This is a genomic window from Desulfobacula sp., from assembly GCF_030611305.1.
Lineage (GTDB): Bacteria > Desulfobacterota > Desulfobacteria > Desulfobacterales > Desulfobacteraceae > Desulfobacula.
Window position 1 is genome coordinate 18,863 of sequence record NZ_JAUWQB010000026.1, and the last position, 23,211, is coordinate 42,073.

The window sequence follows — 23,211 nt, forward strand, 5'->3', positions numbered from 1 at the left end:
ACAGCAAAAATAAATAAAAGTAAAGAAAATTTTAAATTTTGTTTGCCAATGCCCGGCACTTAGGGATTTTATTCAATGCTTCTTTGCTTTCTTTTGAACCCGGATAGTTCTCGACAAGATACTCATATCTTTTCAACGCAGCCTTATATCGTTTTGTTTTGTAATAGAAATTGGCCACATAGAGTTCATGTCCTGAAAGGTTTTCCATACAGTTTTTAATATTTTCCTTTGCCTTCTGGGCATACTCACTTTCAGGGTGTTGGTCAATAAGGCGGTTAAACTGAGTCAGGCTGTTTTTAGCAGGGGTGTGGTCCCTGTCTATCGTATCAATCTGGTTAAACCAGCAAAGCCCGGTCTGGTAAATAACATAGGGAATAGCTTCATTTCTTGGGTGCATTTTTTCAAATTCTTCATAGGCGATCATTGCTTCGTCATACTCTTCAAGATGATAATGGGAATCAGCAATTTTTAGCTCAGCTAAAATAGCGTACTTGCTGAACGGATACCAATCCTTCAAGTCTGTATAGGCTTTTACCGCAGTTTTATAGTCTCCTGAAACAAAGGCAGAAGACCCTTCTGAAACAAGCTCGCCGGCATTTTTTTCCATTTCATGTGACGTTTCAAACCACGAGCACCCGGAAAGTAGTAAAACAATCGCAAAGAACAAAAATAGTTTTTTCATAATTATAGGTTCCCAATAAAATGTTCTGCAGAAACAGCAGCAATAGCAGCGTCCCCTACTGCAGTTGCTATCTGTCTTAATGGGGTATCTCTTACATCACCGACAGCATATACGCCGGGAACAGATGTTTGCATTTTTGCATCAGATCGAATAAATCCAAATTCATCTGTTTCAACGGCATCATTCAAAAAAGAGGTGTTGGGTAAAATACCGACCCATATAAAACAGCCGTCCGCTTTTATGGTTTTTTCTTCATTGGTTTTTACATTTTTTACCTTGACACCCTCCACACCGAAGAAGCCTTCTACACCAGTTGGAATACTGTCCCAAACAAATTCAATCTTATCATTTTCAAAGGCCCGTTCCTGAAGTATTTTTGTGGCTCGGAGCTCATCTCTTCTGTGAACCAGATAGACTTTTTTAGCAAATTTTGTCAGATATATGGCCTCTTGTACAGCCGTATCTCCTCCGCCAATAGCAACAATAGTTTTATCCTTAAAAAAAGGAGCATCACATGTGGCACAAAAAGAAATGCCCTTTCCCATGAATTTGTCTTCGCCGATACCAAGTGTTCTCGGGGATGCACCGGATGCAATGATAAGACTTTTGGCCGTGATACTCCTGTCTTTTAGAACGATTTCTTTTAATTCCCCGGAAAGATTGAGGGAATGAACCTCTGCTGTTTCAATTTTCAATCCCAGTTCTTCAGCCTGGATTTTCATTTTTTCAGCAAGATCAAACCCTGAAATGCCTTCGGGAAAACCAGGATAATTTTCTATCCAGTCGGTCACCAGGATCTGACCACCTGGTACGACTTTTTCCAATAGCAGGACATTCATCCTTGCCCTGGCGGCATAGATTCCTGCTGTCAGACCGGCAGGACCTGCACCAATAATTACAAGATCATGGTCAGTCGTTGTCATTATAACCTCTCCTTAAAGGACGCCCTTGATAGTTTCCTCAAGTTTTTCTTTGGCAACCATTCCGGTGATCTGATCTGCTATTTCTCCATTTTTAAAGAAAATCAGCGTAGGAATTGCCTGAACACCATATTTGCTGGGGCTGATCGGATTTTCATCAACATTTATTTTTACAAATGTCATTTTATTGCCATATTCTTTTTCAAGGGCATCAACGGTCGGGGCAATGGCTTTACAAGGACCACACCAGGGTGCCCAGAAATCTACCATTACAGGCTTATCTGATTTGAGAACTTTATCCTCAAAGGAATCATCATCAAGTTCAATTATATTTTGTGTCATGGCAACCGTCCTAAATTTATGTTTATGGTTTAAAAAATATCCTGTAAATATATGTTCTTATTCATTCTTTGTCAATTAATCAAATGCTGTCTGAATAAATAAGGGGCAAACGCTTTTGATGATTTAATAAAAGCTGTTTTACCCCTTAAATTCGTATTGGCAAGTATATTAAATTTTACCAGTTTTCAGCCAGCAGCTCAAAATGAGCCTGTGGATGGACACAAGCCGGGCACATTTCAATGGCCTCTTCTCCTTCATGGACATACCCGCAGTTTCTGCATCTCCATTTTGTGCTGCCCTGTTTTTTAAATACCATTCCCGTTTCAATATTGACAGCCAGGTCGGTATATCTTTTTTCATGTTGTTTTTCTGCAACAGCAATCATTTCAAATACCATGGCAATGGCATCAAAGCCTTCTTTCCTGGCAGTTGCGGCAAAATCAGGATACATTTCTGTCCATTCATATTCCTCTCCTGCTGCTGCCGCTTTGAGATTTTCAAGAGTTGTTCCGATCACACCTGCGGGGAATGCACCTGTAATCTCAATTTCTCCGCCTTCAAGAAATTTGAAAAATCGTTTAGCATGTTCTTTTTCCTGGTTGGCGGTCTCTGTAAAAATATCAGAAATTTGAACAAAGCCTTCCTTTTTCGCCGCACTGGCAAAATAAGTATACCGGTTTCTTGCCTGGGACTCACCAACAAATGCGGTTAACAGATTTTTTTCCGTTTGGGTTCCTTTTACGCTTGCCATAATTTTTCCCTCCTTTTATTATTTAAAGGCCGATGTTATGAATTCATTCATTTCATCAAAGCTGATTTTTTCAACCCGTGCTCTTCCAATTTTTTCAAGGAAAATGTAAAAAAGGTCGTTGCCCTGTTTTTTTTTGTCTTTTCCGGCAGCGCTGATGATTTTTTTTGCATTATAATCAAGGGTTACTGGCAGATTAAGATCATTTAAGAGTGAACGGATTCTTGAAACATCTCCCTGGTTTATCAGATGCCTGGCCTGTGAAAATATGGCAGCAGCCACCATTCCCAGGGCGACAGCCCTTCCGTGGCCTGCTTTTTCAATTTTTTCAATGGCATGGCCAATCGTGTGACCGAAATTGAGTTTTCTTCTTTCGCCAGATTCTTTTTCATCCTGCTGGACCAATTGGGATTTGATTCTTAAGGAATCTGCGACAAGTCTGAAAATGGTGTCATAATCAAGGGCAAGGGCTTTTTGTTTATTATTTTCGATAAAATTAAACATGTCGGTATCTGAAATCAGTGCGTGTTTGACGATTTCAGCAAGCCCGTTTGAAATTTCTTTTTTGGGCAGGGTGTTTAAAAGATCAAGATCACAAATGACAAACTCGGGCTGGTTAAAGACCCCCACCATATTTTTATAGGAATCCAGGTTAACCCCGTTCTTTCCGCCAATACTGGCATCAACCTGGGACAAAAGAGAGGTGGATACAAACCCGAAGTTTATTCCCCTTAAAAAGGTAGAGGCTGCAAATCCCGTAATATCACAGACAATACCACCGCCGATTCCCACAATAAAGCTTGAGCGGTCACAGGAATGATGAACAAGTTTTTTAAATATGGTTTCAATAGTGGCAAGGGTTTTAATACCTTCTCCAGTTCCAATGGTGATGACGGGAACATTTGGAAAATCTTTTTGATAATATTTTTTTATATTTTCATCTGTGATGATAATGGTTTGGGAGTCAGGCAGATAATTTTCCAGGTTTTTAAGGCTTTCTCCTACATAGATGGAAGAAAGCTTTGACCGGCCTTTAACATGGAATATTTCCATTATTATTTCCCAACAATTGCATGGATGGCGTTCATTTTTTCCATAGCTGCAAAAAACTGATGGGGATATAAAGACTGTGCACCATCGCTCAAGGCGTCTTCCGGATGATTGTGAACTTCAATCATCACCCCATCCGCACCTAACGCTGCTGAAGCATAAGCAAGGGGTATGACCTGGTCCCTGACACCGGCTGCATGGCTGGGATCAACAATGATGGGAAGATGGCTTTCTTTTTTAACTGCCGGTACAACAGAAAGGTCTAAGGTGTTTCGGCTGTGTCTTACAAAGGTTCTTACGCCTCTTTCACAAAGAATGACATTGCTGTTGCCTTCTTCCATGATATATTCAGCCGCCATGAGCCACTCCTGAAGCATGGCTGACATCCCTCTTTTTAAAATTACAGGTCTTTTTGATTTTCCGGCACGTCTTAAAAGACTGAAGTTCTGCATGTTTCTGGTGCCGATCTGGACAACATCAGCATATTCTTCAACCAGATCAAAATTTTCAACATCCATGACTTCGGTTACAACGGGCAACCCTGTTTCTTCCCGTACTTTTGCTAAAAATTTAAGGCCTTGTTTCCCAAGCCCTTGAAAAGAATAAGGAGAGGTCCTGGGCTTAAACGCACCTCCTCTAAATAATTTTGCACCGGCCTCTTTAATAGATTTTGCAATAGACATGACCTGTTCTTCGCTTTCAACAGCACAGGGGCCGGCAACTACGGGAAAGCTTCCATTGCCGAAAACAGCATCACCAACTTTAATGTGGGTGTTTTCCTGCTTAAACTCCCGGCTGACAAGTTTATACGGTTTTGTCACCGGAATAACCTCCTTTACACCGTCAAGCCCTAAAAAATGGGTGGCATCGACAGAACCCTTATTGTGCAGAATTCCGATGGATACCCTGTCTCCTCCGGGTATGGGGCGAGCGGTGTAACCTCTTTTTTCAATTGCGTTTACCGCAGCTTGAATTTTTTCTTCACTTGTGCCTTTTTCCATTACTACTAACATTGTTTCCCTCCATTTGATTTTGTATCAGTATTCAACCCTTTGAGCAATAAAAAAGGCTATAAGTTTCTACAGCCCTAAAATAGGAAAAAGCTGCAATGTTTGCCTGCAGCCTTTTTGTTTTAAGTTATGGTTCTGTTTTTTAAGTTAGACCGCTGCTACAGGTGTTTTTGCGCCACCATCGCCAAAGTGGGAAACCTGCCGCAGCACTTTTGCCGGGTTGTTGCCGATTGATTTTTGTTTCTATATACAAGAACAACATAATGAAAAAAGATTATAAATAATTAAATTTTTTTGTCAATAAAAATAATAAAGATTTTTAAAGTATTGTTTGATTTTAGTTTGCCATCAGGATAGACTTTTGCCGGTTGAAATAAAATTGGCAGTGAGGAATATGAAAATCAGGGTAATCATAGCAGATGACCATGCCATTATTCGGGAAGGACTGAAAAACCTTCTTGAAAAAAAGGGGGTGAATGTCATTGATATTGCAAAGAATGGCCGTGAAGCCATATCTCTTGCAATAGCGCATCAGCCCGATATTGTGATGATGGATATTTCAATGCCGGATCTCAATGGAGTGGAAGCAACGGCAGCCATACGACGGGCAGTTCCAAATACTAAGATCATTGCTCTTTCCATGCATTCCAGTAAGAAAATCATAGATAAGATGTTTGCATCCGGTGCATCGGGATACGTCCTAAAAGAGTCTGCATTTGATGAATTGTATGATGCCATACAGGAAGTCAATAAAGGTAATGTTTATTTAACCCCATCCATTGCCAGGATGTATGTCGACAGCCAGGGTAATATGGTTAAAGATATCGAGGATATGCCAAAATTCAAAGAAATTTCAAAAAAAGAACGGGAAGTTCTTCAACTGGTTGCAGAAGGGGAAAAAACCAGGAACATCGCTGAAAAACTGAACGTCAGTATCAAAACAATAGAAACCCATCGCACAAATATCATGAAAAAACTCGGTATTTTCACTATTGCCGGGCTGACAAAATTTGCAATTAAAGAAGGGATTGTTTTCCTGGAGTAAAAAAAGTTTAATTTTTTTGCAAAAATCAGGGTTTTCCCTGATTGAAATACCCTTATCTTTTTACTATATTAAAATTTGTTTGGATTAATAGAGAATATTAATTGGTTATAAGGGAAGGTGCCAAAATGGAACATATTCAATTAAAAAGTGAAACTCCCGATGCGATGGAAGCGATTGCAGGTGGAATAGCCCATGATTTTAATAACCTTTTAGCTGTAATTAAAGACAAAACATCGCTGATGAAGAATAGCATAAAACCTTCTGATCCGCTTTATCAACACATCATAGAAATCATCCAATGCATTGATAAAGGATCTGAAATTGCAAACCAGTTACTTGGTTTTGCAAAAGTTGATGAGTATTCTACCAGCTTCATTGATGTAAACCGGCTGGTTCGAAAAGTAGTGGAAAACCTTGATCTTAATGGAAAAAGCATTGTTTTGGATGTGGAACTTGACTCAAAACCCCTGATCGTTGAAGCAGATTCTGATAAAATCACCCAGGTTTTTATAAGTATTGTCGATAATGCACTACAGGCCATGCCAAAACGCGGAAAACTTTCCGTTGTCACTGAATCTGCCGCTATTTTAAATGGAAGCGCAGGTTCTTATGGGTTAAACACTGGATTTTTCGTAAAAATCACCATAACAGATACCGGTATCGGTATGGAAAAAGATGTGTTGGAGAATATTTTCACTCCTTTTTATTCCGCAGGCCATGAACGATATCCTGAGAAAAAGGGGCTGGGGTTAACATTTGCCAAGGGAATCATTCAGAATCATAACGGGGTCATTGATGTGTGGAGTTCTCCAAAGGCTGGATCTTCTTTTTCCATTATTTTACCTTTAAAGGAAGCGGCAGGTAATATAGATATTCCTGTAGAAGATGAAAAGCTGGTTCTGGGGAATGAATCGGTACTTCTGGTTGATGATGAGGAAAGGATTCTGACGATTGGACGAGAAATTTGCAAGGCGCTTGGGTATAGTGTGCTAACTGTAGCTTCCGGAGAAGAAGCAATAAGACTTTATAAAGAGAAAAAAGAAGAGATCAATCTTGTTGTTCTTGATATGATTATGCCGGAAATGAACGGACTTGAGACATTCCTGAAACTCAAGAAACTAAATCCCGATATTAAGGTGCTGATTTCAACAGGATATGCCATTGATGAAAAGGTCCAGAAAATGCTCAGACAAGGGTGCAAAGGGTATATTCTGAAGCCTTACAGTGTAATCGATTTTTCTCATAAATTAAGAGAAGCGTTAGAATTATAGATTGTCTAAAATCCTTGCAAACAGCTATTCTAAAAGCTGTTTGCAAGTCTTGTCTTTCAAACGTACTCAATCCTTGACATTATTCTTTTATTTTGGATACTTTAATTGCAAGTTCCTGAAGCTGTGCTGTTGATGCTTTTGACGGCGCTTCCGTCAGAAGGCAGGTTGCTTTTTGTGTTTTTGGAAAGGCAATGACATTTCTGATGGAGTCTTCTTTGCACAACAGCATCATCAGGCGGTCGAGCCCGAATGCGATTCCTCCATGAGGTGGTGCTCCGGATGTCAGGGCATTTAAAAGAAACCCGAACTTTTCATTGGCCTCGTTTTCATCAATTCCAAGACAATCTAATACTTTTGACTGAAGTTTGGCAGAATGGATACGTATACTTCCGCCGCCGATTTCAATTCCGTTCAACACCAGGTCATAGGCCCTTGATTTAACCGCAAGAGGATTGGAAGAAAGTTTTTCAATGTCTTCCTCAAGGGGTGCGGTGAATGGATGGTGCAGGGCTTGATAACGTTTTTCTGTTTCATCATAATCCAGCAATGGAAATTGGGTCACCCAGGTAAATTCATAGATATCATCAGAAATCAGTTCAAGTCGTCTTGCCAGTTCATTCCTTAACTGGCCAAGGGCTTCGTTTGTGATTTTCGGCTGGTCTGCCACAAAGAAAACAATATCTCCGGGTTCAAGGTCCAGTCGTTTTCTTAAGGCATCTTTTTCTTCATCGGTAAAAAACTTGGCAATGGGAGACTGCCATGCATCTTCTTTGATCTTTATCCAGGCGAGCCCCTTTGCTTTATATACAGCAGCAAAATCAGTCAGCTCGTCAATCTGTTTTCTGGTAAAGCTCGCGCATCCTTTTGCATTAATGGCTTTAACAAGGCCGCCATTTTTTACCACGTTTGCAAACACTTTGAATCCGGCATCTTTTACAATATCGGAGATATCACATAATTCCAGGCCAAATCGCAAGTCCGGCCGGTCCAGACCAAATCTTGTCATGGCATCGTCATAGGTGATCTTTGGGAAGGGTGTGACAAGGTCCATATCCAGCACTTTTTTGAAAATGGCAACGATCATGCCCTCGGCCATCTCCATAATCTGTTTTTCATCAACAAAAGAAAGCTCCATGTCGATCTGGGTGAATTCGGGCTGCCGGTCCGCTCTTAAATCTTCATCCCTGAAACATTTGACAATTTGATAATACTTGTCAAAACCTGCGATCATCAATAATTGTTTGAAAAGCTGAGGAGACTGGGGCAACGCATAAAAGTCCCCCTGGTTGACCCGGGACGGAACCAGGTAATCCCTTGCACCCTCAGGTGTACTTTTGGTCAAAAAAGGTGTTTCAATATCCACAAACCCGTTATTGTCAAGATAGTTCCTGACAGCTATAGTGGCCTTATGTCTTGCCAGAATATTATTTTTCAGCTGGGGTCGTCTTAAATCCAGATATCTGTATTGCAACCGAATGGATTCCGATGCTTCGATCCGGTCGTCAATCGGGAATGCCGGAGTTTCGGCCCTGGAAAAAATGCTCAGTTCATCTATCAATACTTCAATGGCACCGGTTTTCATGTTCGGGTTGAGCATATCATAGGGTCTTGCAATGACTTTTCCTTTTACACCAATGACATATTCGTTTCTGATTTCCTGGGCTTTTTTATGAACCGCTTTTGAATTTTCCGGGTTAAAAACAATCTGGGTGATACCTTCTTTGTCCCTTAAATCAATAAATATTACCCCTCCATGGTCACGGCGGTGCTGAACCCAGCCCATTAAAACAACTTCCTTATTGATATCAGTGTCCCTTAATTGGCAACAATGATGTGTTCTTTTTAAATCTCCTAGTAAATCAGTCACGTAGTGTTTCCTCTATATTATTTTTTAATTATCTTGATCAGTTCAGGAATCAGGGTTTCTATGGCGAGAGATACCTGTTCTTTGGTATTCATGTTTCGTAATACAATGGCATTTTCGACCAGCTCATTTTCACCGGCAATCAATACATATTGGGCACCTAGTTTGTTTGCCCGTTTCATAAGGGATTTCAGGCTTTTTCCCCTGAAATCAATCTCTGTGCGAATGTCGGCCTGGTTCAGCTCACAGGACCAGTGATATCCTTTTTCCATGGCCGCATCACCTAAAGAAATGATAAACAGATCAAGGGAGAGGGCTTCCGATGTTTTATTAGTCTGTTCCATTACCTCCACCAGTCGGTCAAAGCCAATGGCAAACCCTATCGCGGGTGTTTGGGGGCCGCCCAGTTCTTTGACAAGGCCGTCATATCGCCCGCCGCCGGCAACTGCACTTTGTGCGCCAAGATAAGTGGTCTGAATTTCCCAGGCAGTCCGGGTATAGTAATCCAGGCCGCGCACCAGGGATTTGTCCACAATAAAATCAATGCCTTGTTTTTCAAGGGTTGTTTTTACTATATTAAAATGGTCTGAACAGTCATTGCAGAGGTAGTCCAGGGTTGCAGGGGCATCGGCAAGCGCTTTTCTACAACCTGCTATTTTACAGTCAATGATTCTTAAGGGGTTTTTATCCATCCTTCTTAAGCAGTTTTCACAAAGCCTGTCTTTTTTTGATTCAATAAAATTCAAAAGTGCTTTTTGAAAGGATGGCCTGCATTCAGGGCATCCAAGGGAATTTATATGTGCTGAAAGCCCGGTCAGTCCAAGACGTTTAAATAATTCGTTTAACAGAAAAATCAATTCACTGTCAACATAGGCAGATTCCACCCCCAATATTTCTGCATCAATTTGATAGAATTGACGGTATCTTCCTTTTTGGGGCCTTTCACGTCTGAACATGGGGCCGATCATGTAAAATTTTCTGACAGGGTCTATTGCATACATTTTATGCTGGATGTAAGACCTGACAATAGAAGCTGTGGCTTCCGGCCTTAAGGTCAGTTTGTCCCCCTTCCGATCCTCAAAGGTATACATCTCTTTTTCAACAATATCGGTTACTTCTCCGATACTTCTGGCAAAAAGTTCTGTTTTTTCCAGGATGGGAATCCGGATTTCTTTAAACCCAAATGCTTCAAATAAATGTGTTACCTCTTTCTCTACTTTCTGCCAGAGGGGAATATGCTTCGGCAGTATATCTCTAAACCCTCGTATGGTCTGCATTATTTTTTCTTTTACCTAAAAATTATTATCAAAATTTAAAACAACCGTTATTTATAGATTAAAATCAGGGTGTTAGTCAATACGTAAAATGATGTTTCAATAAATTGTTATTTTCTGATTTTAACCGAGTTAGCATGGGCAGTCAGCCCTTCGGTTTCAGCCAGTCGGATCACATCGTCGGCTTCCTTTTTAAAGGCAGCTTTTGAATAATGAATTAAACTGGTTTTTTTTGTGAAATGCTCAACACCTAAAGCTGAAGAAAATCTTGCTGTCCCGGCAGTGGGCAGGACATGGTTGGGCCCTGCAATATAATCTCCCATGGGTTCAGGGGTGTACGGCCCTAAAAACAAGGCGCCGGCATTCTGTATTTGGTTGATATAATCAAAGGGCTCTTTGACAATCAGCTCAAGATGCTCAGGTGCAAGACGGTTTGAAAGTTCGATTCCGGTTTCAATGTCCGGGACCAGCATAATGGCACCGAACTTTTCAATGGATTTCTTTGCAATATTTTTTCTGGATAGTTTTTCAATCTGGTTTTCAATGGCGGCAACTGTATTTTTGGCAAGGCTTGGTGAATCTGTCACAAGTATGGAAGAGGCCATGGCATCGTGTTCAGCCTGGGAAAGAAGGTCTGCTGCCAGAAATTGAGGGTTTGCGTGTTTATCGGCAATGATAAGTATTTCGCTGGGGCCTGCAATCATGTCAATTCCTACTATGCCGACAACAATTTTTTTAGCAAGCGTCACATAGATATTTCCAGGACCAACAATCACATCTGCTTTTGGGACGGTTTGGGTTCCATAGGCCAAGGCACCTATTGCCCAGGCACTTCCAGCTTTAAAAACTGAAGTAATTCCAATCCTTTGGGCTGCAGCAAGAATATATGGGTTGATTTCACCGTTTTCCATGGGCGGGGTCATAAGATTAATGGATGGAACACCAGCTATTTTTGCAGGAATTCCTCCCATTAATACAGATGACACCAAAGGGGTTTTCCCTCCCTTTGCTCCTGGCGCATAAACACCTGCAGTACTCACTGGTTTGACAAGTTGTCCCACCATGACACCGTTTCTGGGTGTATCAATCCAGGAGTTTTCTTTCTGTTTTGAATGAAAATATTCAATTTGATTGACAGATCGGTCTATGGCTTTTAAAAATGATGTATCAACGTTTTTTAATGCAATTTCAAACTCTTTTTGGGTCACTTTTAAAGAATCAATGGTGACTTTTTTTGAATCAAATTTCTTGGTGTATTCAACAAGGGCTTCATCCCCCCGTGTTTTTACATCTTCAAGATAGGCTTCAACCCTCTCATAATCCTGTTTTGAGAATCCCAAGCCTCGTTCTATGGTATCTTTTACTCTTTTTTCTGCACTCTTGGAAGGATATTGATATATTTTCATTCTTTTTATTATTCCCAAAAAAATATGGTTTATATTGTGGTGATTATGTGGTCTTTAAATACCGATAAATTTCAGACATATATAAAAGCTTTGGCTCTTTTTATAGCAAAAGAAAATCTATAAATCCATCAAATAAATTTGAACAGGGTTATTTCAGGAAAAGTTCCAAGCCTTAACGGCGGCCCCCAGTATCCGGTACCCTGGCTGACATAAAGCTGTGTGTTTTGATATTGGTATAACCCTTTCACAAACGGGTGTTTAAGCCTGATAAAATAATCAAACGGGAAATACTGACCGCCATGGGTGTGACCGGATAACTGTAAATCGAACCCTGCCTGTGAGGCCCTGTAAATACTTTTGGGATGATGGGCGCAGAGCAGTTTGAAACTCTTTTCAGGGCATCCTTGAATGGCTTTTTCGGGGCTTGATTGATGATCCTGGAAAAAAGTTCCGGCCCTGATATCCGTCACGCCTGAAAGGGTTAAAAGTCCGTTGTTATATTCGATAACCCGGTGTTCATTGATGAGCGGCTCAAACCCTAACATCTTTACTTCACGAATCCATCTTTTTGCACCGGAATAATATTCATGGTTGCCTGTGACAAAATATTTTCCAAGGGGTGCATAAAGATCCATCAAAGGGGAAACATCAAGGGCAAGGTCCTGCGGAGACCCGTCTGCAAGATCTCCTGTGAAAACAATAAGATCGGCTTTCAGGGTGTTGATTGTATCGCAGGCGCGCTTAACATAATCGTATTTGATGGTAGAGCCCACATGAAGATCTGTAAACTGAACAATTTTGAGCCCCTTTAAGTCTTTGAGGTTTTCTTTTAATTTAATATCAATTTGGACAGCCTTTGGATCCTGTAGGGCGGTGGCATATCCAAAGGCAGTGGTGGATGTGCTCAAAGCAGTGATTGTTAAACCTGATGCCTTAAAGAGAAAAATTCTTCTTTCCGGATTAAAAAAGGGCAGTTTTTCTGATTTTATAAAGAGTTGTTTTGTTTTTAATATCATCAGAGAAGGTATGATCAGAAGATCGCGGAAAAAGGCAAGGCAAAAAAGGTAACTGACAAGGCCAAGTGATGTATATCCGATCCAGGCTAGGCCCGTTGAAATACCGGGAAAAATAAAGTTGACCCGTAAATAAATATGCACCATCAAAGAGATAAGGGAAAGGAAAAAGATACCCCAACAGTATAGTGCAGCCCGTTTTTTCAGAAGAGACGGGATTAACCTAAAACCGGTGTAAAGGTAAATGATAAAAAGAAAGCTGGTGAAAATAAAAAAGAAGGTCATTTGGTTATCTTAAATATTGGCAGATTAAGTTACAATTGAAAAAATAAGGGCAGAAGTACTGCCCTTATTTTTGATCAAACGCTATTTAAACTTACGGTTTAAAATTTAAGCGTTTCTGACAATTCCTCGAGAGTAAAATCCCACGTTGTATTATGAGGAGGAAATGTTTCATTAAACATCTCCGGAAGCTGGTCATCAATTTCTGTGAACCCGGCTTTCCTGTTAAATTCCTTTTCATTGTTCAGGATGGATTTTCCAAGGGCAACAATATCATTTGGTGTGAGCGTCAGTCCATATCTTGCGTTAAGCATGTCTACAATGGTTGGAACCCCGTCTTCATCGTCAAGTATGGCAAAGGCAATAAACAGACAAAGTCCTGCTGCATCAATGGCTGCTGTGGCAACCTGAAGGTTCTGGGAAAGCTCAATATTTCCTTCTTTTTTGCAAGGGTCGATGGTTCCGCCAACACTCAAAATATTAGCAGTCACACCGTAACCTGCCGTATGATCAGCCCCCATGGGAGTTGTGGCATAGGTCACCCCAACGCCTTTACAGGATCTTGGATCATAGGCAGGAAGGGCCTGCTTTTTGACTACAGGTATCCTGTCCACACCAAGGGCCTCGCCAGTGAACACAGAGCCATTTCCAATGATTTTTCCTTCAGGAGCAAAATCACCAACTTTTGACAGAAGATCTATGGCAGCCTTGCCATCTCCCCAGGGAATCATGCCGCCTTCCATGGCAATACCTATAGCGACACCCATTTCAATGGTATCAAGGCCGAAATCATCACACAGCCTGTCCAGCATGGCAATATCATCCAGTTCCTTGATGGTGGTATGGGCACCAAAGGCCCAGATGGTTTCATATTCAAACCCGGATGTGAGATACTTGCCATCTTTGTCATGGTAGACATTGGAACATTTAATCACACAACCCGGATGGCATCCTTCGGTTGTAACACCGCCTCTTTGTTCAATGAGCTCCGCCATTTTTTCGCCGCTGATATCCTGGGCATGCTCAAATCGGCCGGATCTGAAGTTTTTGGTAGGGAATGCGCCAGCTTCATTGACCAGATTTACCAGCACAGCCGTACCATAGGAAGGCAGGCCTTGTCCGGAGACGGGATGACTTTTTAACATGTCCACCCATCTTTTGTTGGCGGCTTTAAACGCTTCCGGATCTTTAATTTCAACACGGGGGGCACCTTTGTCATCCACGACGATGGCTTTGATTTTTTTGGATCCCATGACCGCACCCAGACCCCCTCTGCCGTGGGCACGTCCCGGCCTTCCATTCAAATCGGCCTGGTTCATACTGGCCCCTTTGAGGCATTGTTCGCCTGCCTGGCCAATACTGATAACGGCAACATTTTTACCGTATTTTTGCCATAGTTTTTCCATCACTTCATAGTTACCCGCATTCGTAAGGTCTCCTGCCGGCAGAACTTCAACACTATCATTGTTAATCACAATGATGCTGAACTCATCTTCTTCCGGCTTATCTTCAAGAACCAGGGCTGCAATGCCCAGTCTTGCAAGTTTCTGGGAAGCATATCCACCGGAATTACTCTCTTTGATGCCACCTGTCAGCGGTGATTTGGCCCCGGCTGACAATCTGCCTGAATTGGCTGCGGGGGAACCGGTAAGAAGTCCCGGGGAAAAAATCAGTTTGTTTGCTTTTCCAAGCGGATGACAGGTCGCCGGCACTTCATCCAGAATCATTTTGGATGTGAGTGCCCGGCCTCCTAAACCTGCATAAGCTTCCGGTACTTCTTCAAACCCAAAGGTTTTTTCTTTTGTGTTTACCCTTAAAAGTTTTCCCATTTTCCCCTCCTTGACTACTTAGGTTAATAAAAAACAATTATTTTCTTTTTTTTCGTCGTTTTTTTCTGCCGGGTGGCGCCATTTTTACCAGTCGGGGTTCAAATTTTGCCACAATTTCAACAAGATCCTTTTGTTGATCCATGACAACTTCAATGTTTTTATATGCCATGGGTATTTCATCAAGTCCAGCAGAAATTAACGTCACGTCTTTTTTTTGTAAAATTTTTTGTAAATCTTTAAAACTGAATCGTTTCATGGCAGCATTTCGGCTCATTTGCCGTCCGGCCCCATGGGCGGCTGAATTTAAAGATTCATCATTTCCAAGTCCCCTGACAATAAATCCCGGATCAGCCATGGATCCGGGGATGATACCCAAAACTCCTTTGTCAGCAGGTGTTGCCCCTTTGCGGTGGACAATCACGGAGCGTAACCCGATTTTTTCCTTCCAGGCAAAATTATGGTGATTTTCTATTGTCGCAATTGATTCTTCCCCAATAAAGCTCAACACGGCAGTGTGAATAATTTCATGGCTGGCAGATGCATATCTTCCCATAAGTTCCATGGCCTTGAAGTATTCAATACCTTCTCCTCTTTTCATGTCCAGCCAGGCAAGATTGTTTAACGGCCTGCCAAGTTCAGGATGAAGCCTTTTTGCAAGATTAGAGTAATGGTCGGCTATCCTGGCGCCTGCACCCCTGCTGCCCGAGTGGGTCAGAAACGCAATATATTCTCCTGCCGTTAGACCGATGTCATCGCGGGTTAGGCAAAGTTTACCAAATTCTGCAAAGTGGTTTCCTGAGCCGCTGGTTCCCAATTGTTTATGGGCCTTGTCTTTTAAGGATTTGACGACATGACTGAATGTCCAGTCTTCATCCATTACCCGATGCTGCCTGGGGCGGGAAAACTCTTCTCCCACACCGAATTTTGTCTGGGTTTCAAGGGCCTGTCTGAAGACCTGTTTATGGGTCTCATAATCTTTGAAAGGTATGGGCAGCACAGACATTTTCATCCGGCAGGCTATGTCAACCCCGACGGCATACGGGATGATAACATCCTTAACCGCCAGCACACCACCGATGGGCAGCCCGTATCCCAAATGAGCATCCGGCATCAAAGCACCTTTGATGGAGACAGGAAGGCTTACAGCATCTTCCATTTGCGATACTGCAGCAGGGTCTATATCTTTTCCCCAAATAGTATATTTCGCCTTTTTTGTCATATATTTGGTGCTTTTTTAACTTAAGAAAGACTGCCTGATTCTGACAGTTCAAGAAGCCCTTCAAGGTCTTTAATTAAAATGGTTTTGGTCTGTACCTCAATATAAGAAGAAGCCATCATTTTTTTAAATATTCTGGAAACGGTTTCAGGGGTGGTGCCGATCAGGTTGGACAATTGTGCCTTTGATATGGGAAGGATCACCTGTTTTTTGTTTTTCTGTTCTTTGGAAAGCGTGAGAATATAGGCTGCGAGTCTAGCAGGGACTTCCTTTAAACTTAAGTTTTCAATCTGTATGGTAAATTCCCGGAGTCGTTTGGACAGATCTGCCAGCAGGTTCATTCCAAGCCCTGGTGTTGCAGTAATCAAGTCTACAAATTTATGTCTGGGAAGAAAAATAATGTCTGATTTTTCAAGCGCCATGGAAGAGGCTGGGAAATTTTTTCCTTCAAAAACCGGGACTTCTCCAAAGGTGTGGCCGGGACCGTAAATATGAAGGATCTGTTCTTTGCCCTCAAAGGAAAGTTTAAAAATTTTAATTTTTCCTTTTTCAACCATATAAAACCCATCCCCCTTATCTCCTTCATGGAAGATTATTTCCCCTTTATCAAATTTGAGGGTTGTGGCAATGGTAGCTGTTTTTTCCAGGTGCTCATCAGAAAGAGTTGAAAAAAGAGGGATGGCTTTTAATTTTTTAATAATATATAATTCTCCAGTTAACTTTCGAAAATAATTAAAAAATTTTTAAAATCAAAAAAAATCAAAAAAAGTAAGATTACTTGATCCAGGTCAAGGATTTATATCTTTTTTTATAATAACTTCAAGCCAGGATGTAAAGATTAATTGTTCATTAACTATAATATAAGGAGAAAGTAACATGTTTTGTTTTCAATGTCAGGAAACAGCGAAAAACCAAGGATGCACCATTAAAGGTGTTTGCGGAAAAGAGAATGATACAGCCATTCTTCAGGACCTGTTGATTTATAACCTCAAAGGAATCGGTGTTATTGCAAGCGCGGCAAAGGCAAAAGGTTCAGCAACTCCCAAAGATGCCGCTCTGTTTGTTGCCCAGGCTTTATTTACCACTATTACAAATGCAAATTTTGATGAAGAAAAATTGGTTGACTGGATTCAGCAGGCGCAAAAAGTTAAAAAAGAGCTTTATGAAAGAGTGAAGGATCAAGTGGGGTCGGATCTTCATGAGAGTGCCACCTGGTATTCCGATGATGTGGCTTCCTTTAAAGCCAAGGCTGAAACCATTGGTGTACTTGCCACGGAAAACGAGGATGTCAGATCCCTTCGTGAACTTCTTATCATCGGGTTAAAAGGGATTGCCGCTTATGCAGATCATGCATCGGTTCTGGGCGTAGAAAAAGATGAAATTTTTGATTTCATGTTTGAGGCACTTGCGTCCACCACCCAGGATCTCTCCGTGGATGAAATGGTGGGCATGGTACTTAAAGCCGGTGAGGTTGCAGTCACTACTATGGCAGCTCTTGATGAAGCCAATACAACAGCTTACGGCCATCCGGAACTTTCCGAAGTAAATCTCGGTGTTAGTACAAATCCTGGAATACTGATCTCCGGACATGATCTTAAAGATATGGAAGAACTTTTAAAACAGACGGATGGGACCGGCGTGGATGTATATACCCATGGTGAAATGCTTCCGGCCAATTATTATCCTGCTTTTAAAAAATTTGCCCATCTTAAAGGCAATTATGGCGGTTCCTGGTGGCATCAGAATGAAGATTTTGAATCCTTTAACGGCCCTGTTCTCATGACCACCAATTGCATTATCCCCATGAAAAAGAAAAATACCTACAAAGATAAGGTCTTTACCACTGGTGTGGTTGGCTTTCCAGGTGTAAAACATATTGCAGACAGGGTGAATGGAGGTGCTAAAGATTTTTCTAAAATTGTTGAGCTTGCCAAAACCTGCAACGCACCGGAAGAAATTGAAACCGGTAAAATTGTCGGCGGGTTTGCCCACAACCAGGTGCTGGCGCTTGCAGACAAGGTGGTTGATGCTGTAAAATCAGGCGCAATCAAACGATTTATTGTCATGGCCGGTTGTGACGGTCGTCAAAAAGGAAGAAATTATTTTACCGAAGTAGCTGAAAAACTGCCTAAAGATACCATAATTCTGACTGCCGGATGTGCAAAATACAGGTACAATAAATTGGATCTGGGCGATATCGGCGGAATCCCAAGGGTGCTTGATGCCGGACAGTGCAACGATTGCTATTCACTTGTCGTCATTGCCCTTAAACTCCAGGAAGCGTTTGGTCTTGATCATATCAACGATCTGCCGATTTCCTTTGATATTGGATGGTATGAACAAAAGGCGGTTGCCGTTCTTCTGGCTCTGCTTCATCTGGGCGTAAAGGGTATCCGACTTGGACCCACACTGCCGGCCTTTGTTTCCCCGACAGTACTGAATGTTCTGGTTGAAAATTTTGATATTAAACCGACTACAGATGCTGATGCTGATATAGCAGCTATGATGCAGGGTAAGTAAATAAAGAAAATGTATAGCCGGTGTATGAAAAGATCATGCACCGGCTGTAAACCAAAAGTTTGCAAGGAGGCTTAAAATGAAATGCCCGGGACAAGATACCCAATACTGGAATAAAGACGCTATCTTTGAAACTGAATGTCCGGAATGCGGTCATCCCATGGAGTTTTTCAAGGATGACGCCACTCGAAGATGTGCAAACTGCAAAAAAAAGATTGTTAATCCCAAGATGGATTTTGGCTGCGCTTCCTATTGTAAATTTGCCGAGCAATGTCTTGGAACGCTGCCTGAAGAATTTGTCGCCCAAAGAGATGATCTCTTAAAAGACCGGGTGGCCGTAGAAATGAAAAGATATATGGGCACGGATTTTAAACGTATTGGGCATACTGCAAAGGTGGCTAATTTTGCAGAGAAAATCGGAAAAAAAGAAAAAGCAAATCTTGCCGTGGTTCTTTGCGCGGCATATTTATATGATATCGGTGTAAAAAATGTTCTTGAGAAACATGATTCAATAAAACCTGAATACATGGAAAAAGAGAGCCCGAAAGTGGCAAGAGTTCTCATGGAAAAACTGGGAGCAAAAGAGGAATTGATCAATGAAGTTATTGAGATTGTGGGACACCATAATCGTCCGGCAAAAAAAGACAGTTTGAACCGCAAAGTTTTGCATGATGCGGATATGCTGACCCATATGGTAAGTTGCGAAGGGAAAAACGGTGTTGATGATAAGGAGTTTTTCGCCAAACTTGACCGGCTTTTTTTAACCACAGCCGGAAACGAGCTTGCAAAACAGGTGTTGGTAGGGACGAATTAGAAAATAAAAATTAAATCATATGCGATCTAAAAAAGCGCATATGATTTAAATCAATATAGAATGAGGGGGACGACGATATGAAAGTGACCAGAAAAATAATCGAAATAGATGAAGAACTGTGTGACGGTTGCGGAAATTGTGTGCTTGCCTGTGCAGAAGGTGCGATTCAAATCATAGATGGTAAGGCAAAAGTGATTGCAGATAAATATTGCGATGGCTTGGGTGCGTGCATAGGTGACTGTCCCCAGGATGCTTTAAAGATCATAGAAAGAGAGGCAGACGATTTTGATGAAGAAGCTGTTGAAGTGTTGTTGAAACAGCAGAAAATTCAAAAAAAAGAAGCAGAAACCATTGCCTGTGGCTGTCCTTCCAATACAATCAGTACCTTCCCGACAGCCAACGAAAGTCCTTGTGACTGTGCTAATAAACCAATAACGCAGGCACCCGGTCAATCATCCGGCAGCGCATCCAGTCTGGGTCACTGGCCGGTTCAGATCAGATTGGTTCCGGCGGGTGCACCATTTCTCAAAGACGCAGATCTTGTGATTGCAGCCGATTGTGTGCCTGTGGCTTATCCGGCCTTTCATGCAGATTTTTTGAAAGGAAATGCTGTGATGATAGGGTGCCCCAAATTTGACAATGCCGACGAAAATGTTGAAAAGCTTTCCCAGGTATTTAAAGTGTCAGGGATAAAAAGTATCACATCCGTTGTCATGGAAGTGCCCTGCTGTTCTGCCCTGCCGATAATTATTAAGAAGGCTCTAGAAAAAGCAGATGTTGATATCCCGCTTAAAGAAGTTGTGGTCAGTCCCCGTGGACAAATCCTTTCATGAACTGGTCTGAAGATGCAGACAGGGCCATAAAAAAAATTCCTTTTTTTGTAAGACAAAAAGTTAAAAAAAAAAATTGAGAATTTTGTTGAACAAAAGGGAAAGACATTTGTTGAATTGTCGGATGTGACTGAATTGAAACAAAAATTCCTTTCCAAAGGCGGGATGGAAAAAGAAATTAAAGGATATGAGGTCACAACCTGCTTTGGGGGTGCCGGATGCCCGAACGCGGCAAATTCATGCACCCAGCTTGCAAAGGATATTGAAACAATTATTGAAAAAGAGAATATCCTTTCCTTTTTAAAAGAGACTGTAAAAGGGGATCTAAAATTCCACCACGAGTTCAGGGTTGCGCTTTCCGATTGCCCGAATGCCTGCTCAAGGCCTCAGATTGTGGATATCGGTATCATTGGAGCGGTTCTGCCAGGTGTTTTCGATGAAGCCTGCACCCTTTGCAGTGCCTGTGTGGAGGTTTGTGATGAAAACGCCGTTATGCTGGATGAAGAGAATGTTAAGCCTATAATTAGTAGCCATCAATGCCTTTATTGCGCCAAATGCATAAGCGCCTGCCCCACTGGAACTCTCGGGGAAAAAGGAAAAGGCTTCCGGGTGATGCTTGGCGGAAGATTGGGGCGCCATCCCAGACTTGCCATGGAAGTTCCGGGACTCCACACCCATGATGCGGTATTGAGCATCGTTCACAAGTGCCTGAAGTTTTATAAATCGAAGTCTAAAAACGGCCAGAGATTTTCCTATATCCTCTCCTCGGTGGATCAGGTCATATAATTTGTAAGAAATTTACCTACACCAGAATCAGAAATCCTCTAATTGATTCATTGACTACATATTTAGTAGCCTGCTAAATGGTAGAGATGGATTTTATGTTTTAACACCAAACACAGGAGAATCGTATGAAAAGTAAACGTTTATTAGTTATTGGGTTTATCGCTGTACTCACCCTGGCATTTTGCCAGACAGCCTTTACAAAAGAAAGACTCGTATTCGGTGGCGGCCCTGCCGGTGGTACATTCCAGGTGGTTGCCAACGCAGTCCAGGTGTATAAACCTGTAAAAGCGTCTAGCACGTTTAAAGTGCAGGCACAGTCTTCAGCAGGTTCCGTGGAAAACATGAGAAAAACAGATGCCGGTAAACAACAATTTAGTGTTGTTTATTCAGGTCATGTTTATCTGGGTCGAAACGGCATGATGAAAAATGATACCAAAAAGTATGAAAATGTCCTGGCTGTTGCATGGCTCTATGGTGCACCTGGCCAATTGATAACCCGTGTCGGTTCCGGAATCAAAAGCGTAAAAGATCTTGTCGGCAAAAAAGTGGGTGTTGGTAATGCCGGTTCCGGTGCATTTGCAAACTGTGAACTCTTTTTCAGTCACATGGGTGTCTGGGATAAAATTGAAAGAAATGCAATGGGCTACAATGATGCAGCCCAGGCATTCGGAAACAAGCAATTGGATGCTTTCTGGCTGTTTACAGCTTTTCCGAGCGGTGCTGTCATCATGGCGGCACAGACAAATGACATTGCCCTTGTAAACCTTGATGCAGATGCTCAAGCAAGCGGATTTTATAAGAAATATCCGTATTTTACAAAACTGTCTGTCCCTGCCAATACCTATAAGGGTGTAGATTATGACTCTCCTTCCTTTCAGGATTCAGCCCTTTGGGTAGCTAATTCAAAAGTGCCTGCAGATTCTGTATATGAAATCCTTTCCCTTATTTATACTGATGAGGGGATGGCCCATATGCATGCTGCGAAAAAGACATTTAAGAAGATGGCCCTTGCAACCGGTGCTGACGGTGTTGTAACGCCTTTCCATCCGGGTGCTGAAAAATTCTGGAAAGATAAAGGTATTTTAAAATAGACATAAGTTAGTTTAACGGGTATATCTTAATTTAAGGTACGGGTTTTAAATAAAGAAAATTCGTATCCTCTAACCGGTAACCGAATCACTGGGGACAGATTTGAAATCTGTCCCCAGTGATTTCAAACAACAGGAAGGCAAACCGTGTACGAAAAGTTAAATAGATTTGAGAAAATTGTGTTTGATGCATGCTCAGTGATCCTGGTCGTTTTTTACTCCTATGCTGCGGTGATTCATCCCATGGCAACCCAGTATCACAGGGGCGTTTACATCATTATAACCTATTTGCTTGTCTTCCTTTTATACAAATCAAAATCAAAAATTATGAGGGTTGTGGATTATATCCTCATTCTTCTTTCCCTTGCCTCCATCGGATACTGGATGTTTATGTTTGAAACCATTAATTACCGTACTGGTGCGGAAACACAAACGGATATGGTGTTTGCCATCATTGGTGTATTAGTGGGTATCGAACTTGCCAGACGGGTGGTGGGCAAAGTATTTGTTTTTCTGGGTGCAGTAATGCTTACCTATGGTGTTTACGGGTATCTGGCACCGGATTTGATTTCCCATGCAGGCGCTCCGTTTACTGAATTGTGTGTCAGTATATTTTATAAAAGTGATGGCGTGTTTGGAATTATGGCCAATGTTCTGGCCACCTATGTGATTTTGTTTGTGCTCTTTGGTGCTTTTTTAGAAAAATGCGGTGCCCAGAAATTTTTTATTGACTGGCCACTTGCTGCAGTGGGTCATAAAATCGGTGGTCCTGCAAAAGTTGCAGTTATTGCAAGCGGACTTTTTGGTTCCATCTCAGGTTCTGCCATTGCAAACACTGTTTCAACCGGTGCATTCACAATACCAATGATGAAAAAAGCAGGGTTTAAGCCCCATGTAGCAGGCGCAATAGAACCAGCAGCTTCCATAGGAGGCATGTTCATGCCGCCGATTATGGGCGCAGGTGGATTTATCATGGCTGAGCTTACAGGTCTGCCTTATTCAAAAATAATGCTTGTGGCGATATTCCCTGCACTAATGTATTTTTTCTCAGTCTTTGTCATGGTTCATTTTGAAGCAAAAAAACACAATATTATTGGTGAAAAGAGTGAATTTTCCGCCACAGAAATCTTTAAAAAACAGTGGTTTTATATACTTCCACTTGTCATAATCACAATTTTTATGCTTTCAGGGTATTCTCCAGGTTATTCTGCGATTCTTGGTCTT

General features: G+C 41.7%; 22 protein-coding genes. 9 read left to right on the top strand and 13 right to left on the bottom strand.

The window, feature by feature from the left end; translation table 11 throughout:
- Positions 1-31 precede the first annotated feature (31 nt).
- The 6 genes from QAI40_RS07100 to aroF form a co-directional block, all read right to left on the bottom strand.
- Entirely contained in the window at positions 32-682 is a 651-nt protein-coding gene (locus tag QAI40_RS07100) for an outer membrane protein assembly factor BamD (protein WP_299977963.1), read from the bottom strand.
- 2 nt (positions 683-684) lie between these two features.
- Positions 685-1,605, bottom strand: a complete 921-nt coding sequence (trxB, locus tag QAI40_RS07105) for a thioredoxin-disulfide reductase (protein WP_299977960.1) — start codon at positions 1,603-1,605, stop codon at positions 685-687.
- 12 nt (positions 1,606-1,617) lie between these two features.
- On the bottom strand, positions 1,618-1,944 hold the full coding sequence (gene trxA / locus QAI40_RS07110; RefSeq protein WP_299977957.1) for a thioredoxin: 327 nt from the start codon (positions 1,942-1,944) through the stop codon (positions 1,618-1,620).
- A 175-nt stretch (positions 1,945-2,119) separates the two neighbouring features.
- A complete protein-coding gene (gene rbr, locus QAI40_RS07115; protein WP_299977953.1) occupies positions 2,120-2,695 on the bottom strand; it encodes a rubrerythrin in 576 nt (191 codons plus the stop codon).
- 18 nt (positions 2,696-2,713) lie between these two features.
- Entirely contained in the window at positions 2,714-3,745 is a 1,032-nt protein-coding gene (gene aroB, locus QAI40_RS07120; RefSeq protein ID WP_299977951.1) for a 3-dehydroquinate synthase, read from the bottom strand.
- Between the two features lie 2 nt (positions 3,746-3,747).
- Complete coding sequence (aroF, locus tag QAI40_RS07125) at positions 3,748-4,755, bottom strand: 3-deoxy-7-phosphoheptulonate synthase (protein WP_299977948.1); 1,008 nt, start codon at positions 4,753-4,755, stop codon at positions 3,748-3,750.
- 391 nt (positions 4,756-5,146) lie between these two features.
- Between aroF and QAI40_RS07130 the strand changes: the two genes are divergently transcribed.
- Together QAI40_RS07130 and QAI40_RS07135 are read left to right on the top strand one after the other, a co-directional pair.
- Positions 5,147-5,797, top strand: a complete 651-nt coding sequence (locus QAI40_RS07130; RefSeq protein WP_299977945.1) for a response regulator — start codon at positions 5,147-5,149, stop codon at positions 5,795-5,797.
- 125 nt (positions 5,798-5,922) lie between these two features.
- Positions 5,923-7,068 (top strand): hybrid sensor histidine kinase/response regulator, encoded by a 1,146-nt coding sequence (locus QAI40_RS07135; RefSeq protein WP_299977942.1) that lies wholly within the window; start codon positions 5,923-5,925, stop codon positions 7,066-7,068.
- Between the two features lie 79 nt (positions 7,069-7,147).
- On the opposite strand, the gene aspS is transcribed toward QAI40_RS07135, so the two are convergent.
- The 7 genes from aspS to QAI40_RS07170 form a co-directional block, all read right to left on the bottom strand.
- Positions 7,148-8,935 (bottom strand): aspartate--tRNA ligase, encoded by a 1,788-nt coding sequence (aspS, locus tag QAI40_RS07140; protein ID WP_299977939.1) that lies wholly within the window; start codon positions 8,933-8,935, stop codon positions 7,148-7,150.
- A gap of 17 nt (positions 8,936-8,952) precedes the next feature.
- Positions 8,953-10,209, bottom strand: coding sequence for a histidine--tRNA ligase (hisS, locus tag QAI40_RS07145; protein WP_299977936.1), 1,257 nt, complete (start codon positions 10,207-10,209; stop codon positions 8,953-8,955).
- A gap of 107 nt (positions 10,210-10,316) precedes the next feature.
- Positions 10,317-11,612 (bottom strand): histidinol dehydrogenase, encoded by a 1,296-nt coding sequence (hisD, locus tag QAI40_RS07150; RefSeq protein WP_304511528.1) that lies wholly within the window; start codon positions 11,610-11,612, stop codon positions 10,317-10,319.
- A gap of 128 nt (positions 11,613-11,740) precedes the next feature.
- On the bottom strand, positions 11,741-12,910 hold the full coding sequence (locus tag QAI40_RS07155; protein ID WP_299977933.1) for a metallophosphoesterase: 1,170 nt from the start codon (positions 12,908-12,910) through the stop codon (positions 11,741-11,743).
- Between the two features lie 98 nt (positions 12,911-13,008).
- Positions 13,009-14,736 (bottom strand): aldehyde ferredoxin oxidoreductase family protein, encoded by a 1,728-nt coding sequence (locus QAI40_RS07160; protein ID WP_299977930.1) that lies wholly within the window; start codon positions 14,734-14,736, stop codon positions 13,009-13,011.
- Positions 14,737-14,773: 37 nt separating this feature from the next.
- Entirely contained in the window at positions 14,774-15,955 is a 1,182-nt protein-coding gene (locus QAI40_RS07165; RefSeq protein ID WP_299977927.1) for an RtcB family protein, read from the bottom strand.
- 20 nt (positions 15,956-15,975) lie between these two features.
- Positions 15,976-16,653: a Crp/Fnr family transcriptional regulator gene (locus tag QAI40_RS07170; protein ID WP_331520623.1), complete on the bottom strand. Its 678-nt coding sequence runs from the start codon at positions 16,651-16,653 to the stop codon at positions 15,976-15,978.
- 175 nt (positions 16,654-16,828) lie between these two features.
- On the opposite strand from QAI40_RS07170, the gene hcp reads away from it, so the two are divergent.
- The 7 genes from hcp to QAI40_RS07200 all read left to right on the top strand — a co-directional run.
- Positions 16,829-18,472 (top strand): hydroxylamine reductase, encoded by a 1,644-nt coding sequence (gene hcp / locus QAI40_RS07175; protein ID WP_299977924.1) that lies wholly within the window; start codon positions 16,829-16,831, stop codon positions 18,470-18,472.
- 76 nt (positions 18,473-18,548) lie between these two features.
- Positions 18,549-19,283, top strand: a complete 735-nt coding sequence (locus QAI40_RS07180) for an HD domain-containing protein (RefSeq protein WP_299977921.1) — start codon at positions 18,549-18,551, stop codon at positions 19,281-19,283.
- A gap of 77 nt (positions 19,284-19,360) precedes the next feature.
- A complete protein-coding gene (locus QAI40_RS07185; RefSeq protein WP_299977918.1) occupies positions 19,361-20,116 on the top strand; it encodes an ATP-binding protein in 756 nt (251 codons plus the stop codon).
- Positions 20,113-20,193 (top strand): hypothetical protein, encoded by an 81-nt coding sequence (locus tag QAI40_RS17085; protein ID WP_331520624.1) that lies wholly within the window; start codon positions 20,113-20,115, stop codon positions 20,191-20,193. The genes QAI40_RS07185 and QAI40_RS17085 overlap by 4 nt, the downstream gene beginning before the upstream one ends.
- Positions 20,194-20,248: 55 nt before the next feature.
- Entirely contained in the window at positions 20,249-20,899 is a 651-nt protein-coding gene (locus tag QAI40_RS07190; RefSeq protein ID WP_299977916.1) for a 4Fe-4S dicluster domain-containing protein, read from the top strand.
- A gap of 125 nt (positions 20,900-21,024) precedes the next feature.
- Positions 21,025-21,990, top strand: coding sequence for a TAXI family TRAP transporter solute-binding subunit (locus QAI40_RS07195; protein WP_299977914.1), 966 nt, complete (start codon positions 21,025-21,027; stop codon positions 21,988-21,990).
- A gap of 144 nt (positions 21,991-22,134) precedes the next feature.
- Positions 22,135-23,211: TRAP transporter permease (locus QAI40_RS07200; protein WP_304511529.1), on the top strand; the 1,077-nt coding region annotated here is incomplete at its 3' end.

Coding starts and splice junctions, on each gene's coding strand:
- trxA (WP_299977957.1), bottom strand. CDS start 1,944: ATGACACAAAATATAATTGAACTTGATGATGATTCCTTTGAGGATAAA.
- aroF (WP_299977948.1), bottom strand. CDS start 4,755: ATGTTAGTAGTAATGGAAAAAGGCACAAGTGAAGAAAAAATTCAAGCT.
- rbr (WP_299977953.1), bottom strand. CDS start 2,695: ATGGCAAGCGTAAAAGGAACCCAAACGGAAAAAAATCTGTTAACCGCA.
- hcp (WP_299977924.1), top strand. CDS start 16,829: ATGTTTTGTTTTCAATGTCAGGAAACAGCGAAAAACCAAGGATGCACC.
- QAI40_RS07135 (WP_299977942.1), top strand. CDS start 5,923: ATGGAACATATTCAATTAAAAAGTGAAACTCCCGATGCGATGGAAGCG.
- QAI40_RS07180 (WP_299977921.1), top strand. CDS start 18,549: ATGAAATGCCCGGGACAAGATACCCAATACTGGAATAAAGACGCTATC.
- QAI40_RS07160 (WP_299977930.1), bottom strand. CDS start 14,736: ATGGGAAAACTTTTAAGGGTAAACACAAAAGAAAAAACCTTTGGGTTT.
- QAI40_RS17085 (WP_331520624.1), top strand. CDS start 20,113: ATGAACTGGTCTGAAGATGCAGACAGGGCCATAAAAAAAATTCCTTTT.
- aroB (WP_299977951.1), bottom strand. CDS start 3,745: ATGGAAATATTCCATGTTAAAGGCCGGTCAAAGCTTTCTTCCATCTAT.
- QAI40_RS07165 (WP_299977927.1), bottom strand. CDS start 15,955: ATGACAAAAAAGGCGAAATATACTATTTGGGGAAAAGATATAGACCCT.
- QAI40_RS07130 (WP_299977945.1), top strand. CDS start 5,147: ATGAAAATCAGGGTAATCATAGCAGATGACCATGCCATTATTCGGGAA.
- trxB (WP_299977960.1), bottom strand. CDS start 1,605: ATGACAACGACTGACCATGATCTTGTAATTATTGGTGCAGGTCCTGCC.
- QAI40_RS07155 (WP_299977933.1), bottom strand. CDS start 12,910: ATGACCTTCTTTTTTATTTTCACCAGCTTTCTTTTTATCATTTACCTT.
- QAI40_RS07195 (WP_299977914.1), top strand. CDS start 21,025: ATGAAAAGTAAACGTTTATTAGTTATTGGGTTTATCGCTGTACTCACC.
- QAI40_RS07185 (WP_299977918.1), top strand. CDS start 19,361: ATGAAAGTGACCAGAAAAATAATCGAAATAGATGAAGAACTGTGTGAC.
- hisD (WP_304511528.1), bottom strand. CDS start 11,612: ATGAAAATATATCAATATCCTTCCAAGAGTGCAGAAAAAAGAGTAAAA.
- QAI40_RS07100 (WP_299977963.1), bottom strand. CDS start 682: ATGAAAAAACTATTTTTGTTCTTTGCGATTGTTTTACTACTTTCCGGG.
- hisS (WP_299977936.1), bottom strand. CDS start 10,209: ATGCAGACCATACGAGGGTTTAGAGATATACTGCCGAAGCATATTCCC.